The organism is Thermodesulfobacteriota bacterium, from assembly GCA_035325995.1.
In the GTDB taxonomy this organism is placed as follows: Bacteria; Desulfobacterota_D; UBA1144; order Nemesobacterales; family UBA2774; genus JADLGH01.
This window is the reverse complement of the sequence record DAOKYU010000007.1, coordinates 1-12389: the sequence shown is the minus strand read 5'-3', so window position 1 is coordinate 12389 and position 12389 is coordinate 1. Positions and strand designations below refer to the sequence as shown.

Below are 12389 nucleotides of genomic sequence, written 5' to 3'. Positions count from 1 at the left end.
TTATTTACCGGCCTTCTTCTTTTTAGCTATCGCAGTACCGCGCGGCCCCTTTCTGGTCCTCGCGTTCGCCCTGGTTTTCTGCCCCCTCGTCGGAAGGCCGAGCCTGTGCCTTATGCCCCTGTAACAGCCGATCTCGATGAGACGCCTGATGTTCCCCTGCACTTCCTTTCGGAGCTCACCTTCTACGAGATACTTGTTCTCGATTATGTCCCTGATGGCGGCCACTTCCTGGTCCGTCAGGTCCTTGGAGTGTGTGTTCACGTCTATCTCGGCTTCCTTCAGGATATCTTTCGAGAACTTCCTGCCTATACCGTAAATATAGGTAAGTCCGATTTCTATCCTTTTATTGAGCGGTATGTCTACGCCTGCTATTCTGGGCATATTTCTTCTCTCCTACCCTTGCTTCTGTTTGTGTCTCTTGTTTGCGCAGATAATCCTTATAACGCCCTTTCTCTTGATTACCCTGCACTTATCGCAAATCTTTTTTACCGATGCTCTAACTTTCACGGTCTTCACCCCGTAATATCATTTTCTCAGTCTGTACGTGATCCTGCCCTTCGAGAGGTCGTACGGGGAAAGCTCGAGCTTCACCTTGTCCCCGGGGAGTATTCGTATGAAACGCGTCCTCATCTTGCCGGAAACGTACGCCAGAATCTCATGCCCGCCGTCGATCTCCACTCTGAACATCGCATTGGGCAGCGCCTCGATCACCGTACCTTCGAATTCTATTCTTTCTTCTTTAGCCATAAGTTCGTTTACTGTGTCAGCACCAGCGGCCCGTCCTCCGTAACGGCGACCGTGTGCTCGAAATGAGCCGATAGAGTGCCGTCCACCGTGACCGCCGTCCAGCCGTCTTTGAGTATCTTCACGTCGGGCCTTCCGACGTTCACCATCGGCTCTATAGCCATAACCATTCCGGGCTTAAGCTTCATGCCCCTTCCGTTGTTTCCGTTCTCGGGGACGAAGTTAGGCACCTGCGGGTCTTCGTGAAGCTTTTTGCCGATGCCGTGCCCCACAAAAGACCTCACGATGGAGAACCCCTCCCCCTCGACGTATTCCTGTATAGCGGCCGATATGTCGTATAGCCTGTTCCCGGGGCGGGCTTCCTTTATTCCTCTCATCAGGGACTCTTCCGTCACCTTAAGGAGCTTCTCCGCTTCCGGGGATATGTTACCCACCGGCACGGTAATAGCCGAATCGCCGTAAAAACCGTCCAGCACGACTCCGAAATCGAGGCCGACTATGTCGCCTTCCTTAAGAACGTTCTTCTTCGAAGGTATTCCGTGGACTACCTCGCTGTTTACGGCAAAGCACACAGACGCCGGATAGCTCGAATAACCCTTGAACGCCGGCTTGGCCCCCTTGCTGACGGCAAGGTCCTCCGCCATGCGGTCGAGATCCCACGTAGTTACGCCCGGTACTACGTTCTCGCGCATCTTCCCGAGCGCCTCCACGACGACCTGCGCCGCGCTGCGCATTTTTTGTATTTCTTCTTTATTCTTCAAATAAATCATGCCCTCAAATCCGCCAGCACCGAGTCGATTTTTGCGAATACGTCGTCGATGCTCCCCATGCCGTCCACCTCGTGCAGCACTCCTTCCTCGGCGTAATAGGATTTTAGAGGCTCCGTCTGATTCCTGTAGACCTTGAGCCTGTTCCTTACGACGTCTTCCGTATCGTCCTCTCTCCCCTCTATCTTCTGCCGTTCGAGTATCCTTTTGACGATCTCCTCGTCGTTTACCTCTATCGACACTACAGCATCTATCGACGCCCCGGTCGAATTGAGCATCTCGCTGAGCGCCTCGGCCTGGGGTACGGTTCGCGGAAAGCCGTCCAGCATAAACCCGCTCTTCGCGTCGTCCTCGGCGATTCTGTCCTTTATTATGCCTATTACCACGCCGTCGGGAACGAGCTCCCCCTTGTCCATGTACGACTTCGCGAGCTGTCCGAGCTCCGTGCCGTTCTTTACAGCCGCCCTCAGCATGTCTCCCGTCGAAATGTGCGCCGTAGCATATTTTTCAGTAATCTTGGCCGCCTGGGTCCCCTTTCCGGCACCAGGAGGTCCGAACAAAATAAGTCGCATTATATAAACACCGCCGTTAAATATTGTATCTTCTGGGGCCTTTCATCCCGCGTTTTCTTACAAACCCCTCGTAACTGTGAGTGATTAGGAACGATTCCACCTGCTGAACGAAGTCGAGCGTGACACCTACCACGATCAGGAGTGAGGTCCCGCCAAAGTAGAAAGGCAGATTAAACGGCTCCCGCTGCAGAAACGATGGTATAACGCACACGAACGCCACATACACGGCGCCGATGAACGTTATTCGCCCAAGTATCCTGTCTATATACTCTGAGGTCTTTTTCCCCGGTCTTATTCCCGGTATGAAACCGCCGTTCTTCCTGAGGTTTTCAGCAAGATCGTCCGGGTTGTAAATGATCGCCGTATAGAAATAGGCGAAGAAAATAATTAATGCTGCAAATATAATATTATACACGAGCAAATTGTCGAATAACAAATCCGACATATCCCGGAGGAACGGAACATTCACGAACGTGAGAACCGTCGCCGGGAATATAAGAAGCGAAGATGCGAAGATCGGGGGTATAACGCCCGCCGTATTCGTCTTCAGCGGAAGGTGAGAGGACTGCCCTCCGTATACCTTCCTTCCGACCACCCTTCTCGGATATTGTACGGGTATCTTCCGGTAAGACCTCTCGACGAATACGATGAACCCGACTATTACGACGAGGAGCAGGAAGATAAGAATGACGCCGAAAACGGTCATCTCACCGGTGCCTATGAGCCTTATGATATTCCAGAGCGCACCCGGTATCCCGACGAGGATCGAGGCCGCGATTATGAGCGATATACCGTTTCCGATACCGCGCTCGGTAATCTGCTCACCGATCCACATAACGAAGAGCGAGCCTGCCGTCAGCGTGAGAACCGTCATAATCCTGAACGCCCACCCCGCTTCCTTTACAACCGGGGAACCTGTGCCCATGCCCCCTTCCAGGGTTACGGCAAGCATGAAGCCCTGCACTATACATATAAGAACCGTCCCATAGCGAGAATACTGGTTTATTTTCCTCCTGCCCGCTTCCCCTTCCTTTTGCATGGCTTCCAGCGACGGAAACGCCTTTACGAGAAGGGACATGATAATCGAGGAGGTAATGTACGGCATTACGCCGAGCGCAAAAACGGACGCACGCTCGAGCGCGCCTCCGGAGAACATGTTCAGTATGTCAAAGATCGTGCCCCTGGTCTCTTCGAAGAGCTTTACGATCTGCTCGGGATCGATACCCGGCAGGGGTACGAATACCCCGAGCCTGTATATGATCAGCATGAGCGCTGTGAACAAAAGGCGTTTGTTAAGCTCAGGTATTCTAGGAATAGCGCCTATATTTCTATTCATATAATATCTGCCTTACCGCCCTTGTCTTCTATCTTCTTTATAGCGGCCTTGCTGAACGCGGTTGCCCTAACGGTCAACTTCTTTTCGAGCTCGCCGTTCGCGAGCACCTTCACGGGGTTTTTCCCCTTCGTGAGGCCGGCGCCCTTGAGCTCGACGTCCGTAATGACGTCGCCGTCGTTGAATCTATTAAGGTCGGACACCTTGACGAGGTCGAACTTTTCCTTGTTCCTACTCGTGAATCCGCGCTTGGGAGACCTCAGCTTGAGCGCCGTCTGTCCGCCCTCGAACCACGGCGAAACCTTGCCGCCCGACCTCGCCTTCTGGCCCTTGTGTCCCTTTCCGCTCGTCTTTCCCGTACTCCCCGACCCTCTGCCTACTCTCTTTCTCTGTTTTTTCGAACCCGGCTGGGGAGATAAACTGTTAAGCATCTGTTTCAGACCTCGTGTATGAATTTTTTGTTAGCCCGCACGGCAGCCCGGGCGGGGTTTTCGGATTATAGTTCAAAACTCAATTCAAATAAGACTTCGGGAGATCGAGTTCCTTTATATCCTTACCTCTGATACCGGCCACATCCTGCGGCATCCTGAGTAGAGCGAGCCCGTTAATAGCCGCCTTTACGACGTTAAGGGGATTGGTCGAGCCTACGACCTTCGAGAGTATGTCGTGGATTCCCGAAAGCTCGACGACGGCCCGCACCGCACCGCCCGCGATAACACCGGTACCCGGCGAAGCCGGCCGCAGCATGACCCTGCTCGACACATGCTCGCCCAGCACTTCGTGGGGTATCGTGTTCCCCTTTATCGGCACCCTTATAAGATTCTTCTTGGCCTTTTCTATCGCCTTTCTGATGGCGTCGGGCACCTCGTTCGATTTGCCGAGGCCCGCCCCTATGATACCGTCGGTATTGCCCACCACCGCCAGCGCCGTGAAGTGGAACCTCTTTCCGCCCTTGGTAACCTTGGCAACTCTCCGGATATGGACCACCTTCTCTTTGAGCTCATACTCGGTTGCGTCGATCTTTTCTTTTTGCAAGTACGCCTCCAGACTAAAATCCTTTAGAATTCTTTTTTCGTTAAAATTCGAGACCCGCTTCCCTCGCCGCGTCGGCAAACGCCTTTATCCTTCCGTGGTAGGGGTAACCGCCGCGGTCAAACGAAACCCTGGTTATACCCTTCGCCACGGCCTTCTCCGCGAGAGCCTTGCCGACAACCTTGGCGGCATCCGTCTTCTTCATCTTTTCCTTTCCCAAAACCTCCCTGATCTCGGGGGTGAGGGAGGACGCCGAAACGATCGTTACCGAATTCAGGTCGTCTATAATCTGCCCGTAAATGTGCGACGAGGATTTGAAAATCGAGAGCCTCGGCTTTTCCGGGCTTCCGGAAATCTTCCTTCTTACCCTCGTATGCCTTATATCCTTTTTTATCTTCCTGCTGAGTCTTGTCGTCATCCCTTACCTCCCGCTTTTCCGGGCTTCAGCTTCAATTTTTCGGTGGAGTATCTGACTCCCTTTCCTTTGTACGAATCGGGCGGCCTGAGCTCCCTTATACGGGCTGCGGTCTGTCCGAGGACCTGCTTGTCGATGCCCTTTAAAATGAGCCTCGTGCCCCTTTCCTCGAATTCCGCCGATATACCCTCGGGAATGGTGAACTCGACCGGGTTCGAATACCCGAGGTTGAACTTGATCTGGTTGCTGCCCATGGCCTCGGCCCTGTACCCGACACCGACAATCTCGAGCGTCCGGGAAAAGCCGTCGCTGACGCCCGTCACCATGTTCGATATAACGGATCTGGCAAGCCCGTGAAGCGCTTTTACCTTCTTCTCGTCGTTATCCCTTTCTATGATCAGGGTTTCTTCTTCGAGCTTGGCGTTTATCCCCGAAGGTATGTTCCAGGAGAGCTTCCCTTTTCCGCCCTCGACCTCGACGATGCCGTTATTAAGGCCAATCTTGACCCCGCTCGGTACTTTTATAGGTTTTCTTCCAATTCGAGACATTAATGCTCCCTCACAATATAGAACAGATAAGCTCCCCGCCCACTCCCTGCTTCCTGGCCTCGGCGCCCGTCAGAATGCCCCTTGAGGTCGAGAGTATACAGGTTCCGAGTCCGCCCTTTATACGGGGAATCTCGCTCTTGCCGACGTACACCCTTCTGCTCGGCTTGCTGATTCGCTGAATTTCCTTTATGACGCTCGCCTTCCCTTCGGTGTAGGCAAGGGTTATCGTGATGACCTTGCCGACACCTTCCCCCTCGAGCTTGTAATCGCTTATATATCCCTGCTCTTTCAATATCCGCGCAAGCTCCGCCTTTATAATAGAGCTCGGTATCGTAGCAGTCTTATGACCCGCAATCAAGGCGTTCCTGATTCTCGTAAGCATGTCGGCTATCGGGTCTGTCATATCTTTTCACTCCCTGTAATCTGAAAAATTAATCCACTCATCCTTGAATACCGCCTACCAGCTGGATTTTCTAACGCCCGGTATCTTGCCGTGGCTCGAAAGATCCCTGAAGCATATCCTGCACATATCGAAGTGCCTTATGTAGGAGCGCGGCCTTCCGCAGAGGGGGCAACGGTTTCTCTGCCTTACTTTGAACTTGGGCTCCCTCATAGATTTTTCCATTAGCGCTTTGCGTGTCATCTGGCTTCGTCTCCTAGTTTGTTGTAAACGGCATTCCGAGTTTCTGAAGCAGGCTCCTGGCCTCCGCATCGGTCTCGGCCGTCGTCACTATGCTTATGTTCATACCCTTTACGTGCTGAACCTTGCTGTAATCGATTTCCGGGAAAATTACCTGTTCCCTGAGGCCCAGCGTATAGTTGCCGCGCCCGTCAAAGGCCTTGGCGGACACCCCGCGGAAGTCCCTGACCCTCGGAAGCGCAAGGTTCACGAGTCTGTCCAGAAACTCGTACATCCTGTTCCCGCGGAGGGTAACCGAAACTCCCACCGGAAGACCTTCCCTAAGCTTAAAGCCCGCGATGGATTTTTTCGCGGCCCTGACGACGGGCCTCTGTCCCGTTATGCGTCCGAGCTCGTCCACGGCCTCTTCTATGACCTTCTTGTCCTTCCCCGCGTCGCTCATCCTTCCGAGCCCCATGTTGATAACGATCTTCTCTACACCCGGAACCTGCATCGGGTTCCTGTAGGAAAACTTCTCGTTTAACGCGGGAACGACCTTCTCCTGATATAATTCTTTTAACCTGGGAGCCATTATTTCCTGATCTCCTCTCCGCTCTTTTTGCTATATCTGACTTTCTCTCCGCTCGAGAGCACCTTGCGTCCGATGCGGACAGGTTTTCTGTCGACGCTGTCCAGCAGCATGAGATTGGAAACGTGTATCGGGGCTTCCTTCTCGACTATGCCGCCGGTAGGGTTCTTCTGAGACTGCTTCTCGTGGCGCTTTACGATGTTGAGCTTTTCCACGAGAGCCCCGTCCTTTTTCTTGAGAACCTTTATAACCTTCCCTGTCTTGCCCTTTTCCTTACCGGCCGTTACGTATACGGTATCGCCGGCCTTTATGTTGAATTTCTTTTTATGGACGCTGATTTTCTTTTCTGTTAAAGCCATTTCACACCACCTCGGGGGCAAGGGAGATAATCTTCATAAACCCTTTCGTCCTGAGCTCCCTCGCTATCGGCCCGAATACTCGGGTTCCGACGGGCTCGTTGTCCTTGTTTATAAGAACGGCCGCATTGTTGTCGAACCTGACGTAAGAGCCGTCCACCCTTCTCTGCTCCTTCCTGGTGCGGACGATCACGGCCCTGTGCACCGTGCCCTTGTCCACCTTCGAGCTCGGGATGGCCTCTTTTACCGATACGACGACCACGTCGCCGAGCCTCGCATACTTCCTTCGCGTGCCGCCCAGCACCTTAATACAGTAAAGCCTCTTTGCGCCGGTGTTATCGGCGGAATCCAGATATGTAGACGACATTATCACTGCTGCTCACCCCCTGCCGCTGCCGGATCGGCCTCAGGCTCGATATCAAGCTGTATCGCGCGCTCTATAATCCTGCTGACCCTCCATCTCTTCGTCTTGCTGACGGGCCTGGTCTCGATTATGAGCACCTTGTCCCCGACCTTGCACGTCTCGTTCTCGTCGTGGGCCTTGAACTTGGTATTCCTCTTTACCGCCTTTTTATACCTCGGGTCCATCTTCATCTGTATGACGTCGACGACGACGGTCTTGTTCATCTTGTCGCTGACGACGGTCCCGACCTTGGACTTATATTTCCCTCTAGGCATTAAATTAACTTCTCCCTGTGGTGAGTTCCTTTTCCCTTTTAATCGTCAGGAGGCGGGCGAGCTCTCTTTTAAGCGTCCGCATTCTCGTAACGTTGGTCGTCTGCTGGGTGCTTATCTGAATCCTGAGGTTGAATATCTCCTCGGTCAGCTCGACCCTCTTCTTTTCAAGCTCACTGTCGCTGAGCATTCTTATATCGCTTGCTTTCATCCCAGTATGTCCCCTTCGTTGCGGGCTACCACCCTCGTCTTTACAGGCAGCTTGTGCGAAGCAAGCCTGAAGGCTTCCTTCACGAGATCCATATTAATGCCGCTGATCTCGTAAATCATCGTGCCCCTTTTTACCGGTGCGACGTAACTGTCGACGTCGCCCTTTCCTTTACCCATCCTGGTTTCGGCCGGCTTCTTCGTTATCGGCTTGTGGGGGAACACCCTTATCCAGAGCTTCGCGCCCCTTCTGACGTGACGGGTAATAGCGATACGGGCAGCCTCTATCTGGCGCGAAGTCAGTTTCCCGGACTCCGTAGCCTGAAGGCCGTACTCGCCGAACGCCATGGAGGCCCCTTTGTTGGCCTTTCCCCTGATCCTGCCCTTGTGTAATTTCCTGTATTTCGTACGTGCTGGCTGCAGCATTTATATCACCTACAGAACCTGTTTGTGTTTTCTTTCGAGTATTTCGCCCTTGAATATCCAGACTTTTATTCCGATTATTCCATAAGTCGTTTTCGCCTCGGCAAAGCCGTAATCTATATCGGCCCTCAGCGTCGCAAGCGGCACCCTGCCTTCACGGTACCATTCCTTCCTGGCGATTTCCGCCCCGCCGAGCCTTCCCGAAACCATTATCTTCACTCCGAGCGCACCGAGCCTGAGGGCCGAAGATATACCCCTTTTCATCGCACGCCTGTAAGCGACGCGGCGCTCTATCTGAAGGGCCACGTTCTCCGCCACGAGCTGCGCGTCGATCTCGGGGCGCTTTACCTCGCGTATGTCGAGGTATATGTCCTTTCCGGTCATCTTCGACAGCCTCTGCCTCAAGGATTCTATCTCCTGCCCCTTCCTTCCTATTATCATCCCCGGGCGGGCCGCGTTAATGATTATCCTTACCCTTTCGGAGGCAGCCCTTTCGAGCTCGATTTTCGATATCGCCGCCTGATAGAACTCCTTTTTTATCAGCTTCCTGATCTTGAGGTCCTCGTGAAGAAGGCTCGTATACCTGCCCTTCTCCGCATACCATTTGGAGTCCCACGTTTTGGTGATTCCCAGTCTTAGCCCTACAGGGCAAACTTTCTGACCCAATTTATAGCCCTCTCTCTTCAAGCACGATTGTTATGTGGCTCATTCTCTTTTTCCTCGAAGCCGCCCTTCCCCTGGCCCTGGCCCTGATTCTCTTGAGGGTCGGCCCTTTCGAAGCGTAGGCTTCCTTTATGTAAAGCGAGTCCGTATCGCCATGCCCTTTCTCCGCGGCATTCGCGACAGCCGACTTAAGAAGCTTCGCGATATCGGGAGCGGAGCGCTTGTTCAGCGAGGACAGGAGAGTAAATGCGTTTTCGACTCCCGAGCCCCGGATAAGTCCCAGCACCGGGCCCAGTTTTTTAGGTGAAGATCTGTAATATTTCTTTACGGCCTGTGAAACCATGATCAATCCTTCTCGCTATTTTTTGCCTTTCGAAACTTTTGCCTTCTTGTCACCCGCGTGTCCGGTGAACGTCCTCGTCGGGGAAAATTCCCCGAGCTTGTGCCCGACCATGTGCTCCGTAACATAGACAGGTATGAACTTTCTCCCGTTGTAAACGGCGAATGTCAGCCCTATCATGTCGGGGATTACCATCGACCCCCTGGACCACGTCCTTATGATCTTTGTGCCTCCGGCAGCCTTTTCGGACTGCACTTTCTCCAAAAGCCGGCTGCTGATAAAAGGTCCTTTTTTGCTTGATCTAGGCATAGATACTCCTTAATCCATTCCGTAACCGATTCTTCTGCGCTTGACTATAAACTTATCGGTTCTCTTGTTCTTTCTTGTTTTATATCCAATCGTTATCCAGCCCCAGGGAGACACGGGATGCGGGTTACCCTTGGCCGCCTTGCCCTCGCCGCCGCCGTGCGGATGGTCTACGGGGTTCATCGCGACGCCCCTTACGTGCGGACGCTTGCCTATGTGCCTCTTCCTGCCCGCTTTACCATAAGAGATGAGCTCGTGCTCGCTGTTCCCTATCTTGCCGACAGTCGCCATGCAGTTAAGATGAACGAGCCTTATCTCACCCGATGCGAGCTTTATCTGGGCGTAATCCCCGTCCTTGGCCGCTATCTGCGCCGAAGCCCCGGCGGCACGCACCATCTTGCCGCCCGCCCCGGGCTTAAGCTCTATGTTATGAACGACGGTACCCACCGGAATACTCCTCAGCGGGAGCGCGTTTCCGACCGTCACTTCCACGTCGGACCCCGACATTACGGTGCTCCCTACGCCTATCCCCTCGGGGGCGAGTATGTATCTCTTCTCTCCGTCGGCATAGGAAACGAGCGCTATCCTCGACGAACGGTTCGGATCGTACTCTACGGAAACCACCTTTCCCGGAACGTCGGTCTTGTTCCTCTTGAAGTCGATAATCCTGTAAAGGCGCTTGTTACCGCCGCCCCTCTGAAAACTCGTAACCCTTCCCTGCGAGTTCCTGCCGCCCGTCTTCTTTACCGGAGAAGTGAGCGGCTTATAGGGCTTGTCTGTCGTTATGTCCGAATAGTCCGAGCCTGATCTGAATCTCGTGCCCGGGCTTGTCGGACGAAATTTCTTAATACCCATTTTCTAAACTCCCTCGAATATCTCTATTACGCCTTCCCTGAGCTCGACGTAGGCCTTCTTTATGGAAGGCCTCTTGCCGGAAACGCGGCCGAACCTCTTTACGGCCTTCCCCGTCGTCACGAGCGTCCTTACCTTTCCAACCTTAACCTTGAAAATTTTTTCAACCGCATCCTTTATTTCCCGCTTGTTGCACCTCTTGTCGACGGAGAACACGTACCAGTTCTTCTCCCTCGCGTCGGAGGATTTTTCGGTAACGAGCGGCCGTTTTATTATCTGTCTCGGGTCTTTCAATTCTTGAGGACCTCCTGAGCTCTTTCGAGTGAATCCTGGGTCATGACGAGAGCATCGTACTTCAGGATGTCGTATACGTTAAGCCCTTCCACCCTTACCACCTTAACGTTCGGTATATTCCTGGAGGATTTGAGAAGGTTCTCGTTCTCCCCGCCAACGATTATAAGAGCCGACTTGAACTCGAACCTCTTTATAAAATCCGCCACCTGCTTAGTCTTTATGGACGGAAGCTCGAACCCGTCGAGGCCGAAGAGAACGCCTTCGCCGAACTTCAGGGAAAGCGCGCTCACCAGCGCCTGCTTCCTGGCCTTCTTGTTGATGGAATAAGACCAGTCCTTCGGCTTCGGCCCGAAGATTACAGCGCCGTGGCGCCACTGGGCGGCCCTGATGCTCCCCTGACGCGCCCTGCCGAGATGCTTCTGCTTCCAAGGCTTCTTGCCGCCGCCGCTGACCTCTCCCCTCGTCTTCGTAGACGCGGTTCCCGCCCTTCTCCTGGCGAGCTGCCAGTTAACGACAGCGTGCATAAGATGCTTCTTTACAGGGGCTTCGAATATTGCAGGGTCGAGGTCGAACGTTCCGACCTTCCCTTTCTCGATGTTATATATTTCAAGCTGCGGCACTTGTCCTGCCCCCTTTGCTACTTCTCTTTATCACTACGAGGCCGCCGTTCGGACCGGGCACCGACCCCTTGATCACGATGAGATTCCGCTCGGCGTCGACCTTGAACACCGTAAGCCCCTGAATCGTCACTCTTTCGTTACCCAGGTGTCCGGCCATGCGCTGCCCCTTCCAGACCCTCGCCGGGTAGCTTGCGGAGCCTATACCGCCGGGCCTTCTGTGCGCCATGCCTCCGTGCGAAGCCGGCTGACCGCGAAAGTTATGCTTTTCCATGACGCCCGAAAACCCCTTACCCTTGCTGGTTCCCACGACGTCGACGATCTCGCCTTCTTCGAACACGTCAGCCTTGATCTCGTCGCCGGGCCCGTACTCGTCAGCCCCCGCAGCGAATTCGACGATGTGCTTTAACGGCGCTACGCCCGCCTTTTTGAAGTGTCCCTGCATGGGCTTATTCACCCTCTGCGGCTTGGCTTCGAGGAACCCGACCTGCACGGCCTCGTAGCCGTCCTTCCCGGCGGTCTTTTTCTGGACGACGTAACACGGTCCAGCCTCTATAACGGTAGCGACGACTGCGTTCCCGTTGTCCAGGAAATACTCGGTCATCCCGATTTTCTTGCCTAGAATTCCTTCTATCATTATCAAGATCCTGTAAGTTTTATCTCGACTTCAACACCTGAAGCAAGGTCGAGTTTCATAAGTGCGTCGATTGTCTGTTGCGTGGGTTCGAGTATGTCCACGACCCTTTTGTGCGTCCTGACCTCGAAATGCTCCCTCGAATTCTTGTCGACATGCGGCGACCTCAGCACGCAGTAGCGGCTTATGTGAGTCGGAAGCGGCACAGGTCCTGCGACCCGGGCCCCCGTCCTCTTTGCGGTGTCCACGATTTCGACCGAAGATCTGTCGAGCAGTCTGTGATCGAACGATTTCAGCTTAATTCTTATTTTAGCAGCGCGATTCATTTATCAATTCCCTTTTACCCGATCACTCCACGATTTTGGTAACGACTCCGGCGCCCACGGTCCTGCCGCCTTCCCTG

At 53.7% G+C, this 12389-nt stretch carries 26 protein-coding genes; all 26 read right to left on the bottom strand.

Annotated elements, in window-relative coordinates:
- Positions 1–381, bottom strand: coding sequence for a 30S ribosomal protein S13 (rpsM, locus tag PKC29_10270; GenBank protein ID HML95802.1), 381 nt, complete (start codon positions 379–381; stop codon positions 1–3).
- Positions 382–393: 12 nt separating this feature from the next.
- Complete coding sequence (rpmJ, locus tag PKC29_10265) at positions 394–507, bottom strand: 50S ribosomal protein L36 (GenBank protein HML95801.1); 114 nt, start codon at positions 505–507, stop codon at positions 394–396.
- A gap of 18 nt (positions 508–525) precedes the next feature.
- The gene (gene infA / locus PKC29_10260; protein HML95800.1) at positions 526–747 is read right to left on the bottom strand and encodes a translation initiation factor IF-1; all 222 of its coding nucleotides are present in this window, start codon (positions 745–747) and stop codon (positions 526–528) included.
- An 8-nt stretch (positions 748–755) separates the two neighbouring features.
- Complete coding sequence (gene map / locus PKC29_10255; GenBank protein ID HML95799.1) at positions 756–1514, bottom strand: type I methionyl aminopeptidase; 759 nt, start codon at positions 1512–1514, stop codon at positions 756–758.
- Positions 1511–2086: an adenylate kinase gene (locus PKC29_10250; GenBank protein HML95798.1), complete on the bottom strand. Its 576-nt coding sequence runs from the start codon at positions 2084–2086 to the stop codon at positions 1511–1513. Before PKC29_10250 ends, map begins: the two co-directional genes overlap by 4 nt.
- A gap of 13 nt (positions 2087–2099) precedes the next feature.
- Complete coding sequence (gene secY / locus PKC29_10245) at positions 2100–3419, bottom strand: preprotein translocase subunit SecY (GenBank protein HML95797.1); 1320 nt, start codon at positions 3417–3419, stop codon at positions 2100–2102.
- A complete protein-coding gene (gene rplO, locus PKC29_10240; GenBank protein HML95796.1) occupies positions 3416–3847 on the bottom strand; it encodes a 50S ribosomal protein L15 in 432 nt (143 codons plus the stop codon). The genes secY and rplO overlap by 4 nt, the downstream gene beginning before the upstream one ends.
- 79 nt (positions 3848–3926) lie before the next feature.
- Positions 3927–4451, bottom strand: a complete 525-nt coding sequence (rpsE, locus tag PKC29_10235; GenBank protein ID HML95795.1) for a 30S ribosomal protein S5 — start codon at positions 4449–4451, stop codon at positions 3927–3929.
- 40 nt (positions 4452–4491) lie between these two features.
- Positions 4492–4866: a 50S ribosomal protein L18 gene (rplR, locus tag PKC29_10230; protein ID HML95794.1), complete on the bottom strand. Its 375-nt coding sequence runs from the start codon at positions 4864–4866 to the stop codon at positions 4492–4494.
- Positions 4863–5411 carry a 50S ribosomal protein L6 gene (gene rplF / locus PKC29_10225; protein ID HML95793.1) on the bottom strand — a complete coding sequence of 183 codons (549 nt, stop codon included), beginning with the start codon at positions 5409–5411 and terminating at the stop codon, positions 4863–4865. Before rplF ends, rplR begins: the two co-directional genes overlap by 4 nt.
- 10 nt (positions 5412–5421) lie before the next feature.
- A complete protein-coding gene (gene rpsH, locus PKC29_10220; protein ID HML95792.1) occupies positions 5422–5814 on the bottom strand; it encodes a 30S ribosomal protein S8 in 393 nt (130 codons plus the stop codon).
- Positions 5815–5868: 54 nt separating this feature from the next.
- On the bottom strand, positions 5869–6054 hold the full coding sequence (locus PKC29_10215; GenBank protein HML95791.1) for a type Z 30S ribosomal protein S14: 186 nt from the start codon (positions 6052–6054) through the stop codon (positions 5869–5871).
- 13 nt (positions 6055–6067) lie between these two features.
- Positions 6068–6622, bottom strand: a complete 555-nt coding sequence (gene rplE / locus PKC29_10210) for a 50S ribosomal protein L5 (GenBank protein HML95790.1) — start codon at positions 6620–6622, stop codon at positions 6068–6070.
- Entirely contained in the window at positions 6622–6978 is a 357-nt protein-coding gene (gene rplX / locus PKC29_10205) for a 50S ribosomal protein L24 (GenBank protein HML95789.1), read from the bottom strand. Before rplX ends, rplE begins: the two co-directional genes overlap by 1 nt.
- Position 6979: 1 nt before the next feature.
- Complete coding sequence (gene rplN, locus PKC29_10200) at positions 6980–7348, bottom strand: 50S ribosomal protein L14 (GenBank protein HML95788.1); 369 nt, start codon at positions 7346–7348, stop codon at positions 6980–6982.
- Positions 7345–7653 (bottom strand): 30S ribosomal protein S17, encoded by a 309-nt coding sequence (gene rpsQ, locus PKC29_10195; protein HML95787.1) that lies wholly within the window; start codon positions 7651–7653, stop codon positions 7345–7347. The genes rplN and rpsQ overlap by 4 nt, the downstream gene beginning before the upstream one ends.
- 4 nt (positions 7654–7657) lie before the next feature.
- The gene (gene rpmC / locus PKC29_10190) at positions 7658–7861 is read right to left on the bottom strand and encodes a 50S ribosomal protein L29 (GenBank protein ID HML95786.1); all 204 of its coding nucleotides are present in this window, start codon (positions 7859–7861) and stop codon (positions 7658–7660) included.
- Positions 7858–8283: a 50S ribosomal protein L16 gene (gene rplP, locus PKC29_10185; GenBank protein HML95785.1), complete on the bottom strand. Its 426-nt coding sequence runs from the start codon at positions 8281–8283 to the stop codon at positions 7858–7860. The genes rpmC and rplP overlap by 4 nt, the downstream gene beginning before the upstream one ends.
- Positions 8284–8292: 9 nt before the next feature.
- Positions 8293–8946, bottom strand: coding sequence for a 30S ribosomal protein S3 (gene rpsC, locus PKC29_10180; protein ID HML95784.1), 654 nt, complete (start codon positions 8944–8946; stop codon positions 8293–8295).
- A 1-nt stretch (position 8947) separates the two neighbouring features.
- The gene (rplV, locus tag PKC29_10175; protein HML95783.1) at positions 8948–9286 is read right to left on the bottom strand and encodes a 50S ribosomal protein L22; all 339 of its coding nucleotides are present in this window, start codon (positions 9284–9286) and stop codon (positions 8948–8950) included.
- Positions 9287–9301: 15 nt separating this feature from the next.
- Positions 9302–9592 (bottom strand): 30S ribosomal protein S19, encoded by a 291-nt coding sequence (gene rpsS, locus PKC29_10170; GenBank protein HML95782.1) that lies wholly within the window; start codon positions 9590–9592, stop codon positions 9302–9304.
- A 9-nt stretch (positions 9593–9601) separates the two neighbouring features.
- Positions 9602–10444 carry a 50S ribosomal protein L2 gene (gene rplB / locus PKC29_10165; protein ID HML95781.1) on the bottom strand — a complete coding sequence of 281 codons (843 nt, stop codon included), beginning with the start codon at positions 10442–10444 and terminating at the stop codon, positions 9602–9604.
- A 3-nt stretch (positions 10445–10447) separates the two neighbouring features.
- The gene (gene rplW, locus PKC29_10160) at positions 10448–10735 is read right to left on the bottom strand and encodes a 50S ribosomal protein L23 (GenBank protein HML95780.1); all 288 of its coding nucleotides are present in this window, start codon (positions 10733–10735) and stop codon (positions 10448–10450) included.
- Positions 10732–11355 (bottom strand): 50S ribosomal protein L4, encoded by a 624-nt coding sequence (rplD, locus tag PKC29_10155; GenBank protein ID HML95779.1) that lies wholly within the window; start codon positions 11353–11355, stop codon positions 10732–10734. The genes rplW and rplD overlap by 4 nt, the downstream gene beginning before the upstream one ends.
- Positions 11342–11998, bottom strand: coding sequence for a 50S ribosomal protein L3 (gene rplC, locus PKC29_10150; GenBank protein HML95778.1), 657 nt, complete (start codon positions 11996–11998; stop codon positions 11342–11344). The genes rplD and rplC overlap by 14 nt, the downstream gene beginning before the upstream one ends.
- Entirely contained in the window at positions 11992–12312 is a 321-nt protein-coding gene (gene rpsJ / locus PKC29_10145; GenBank protein ID HML95777.1) for a 30S ribosomal protein S10, read from the bottom strand. Before rpsJ ends, rplC begins: the two co-directional genes overlap by 7 nt.
- Positions 12313–12389 lie beyond the last annotated feature (77 nt).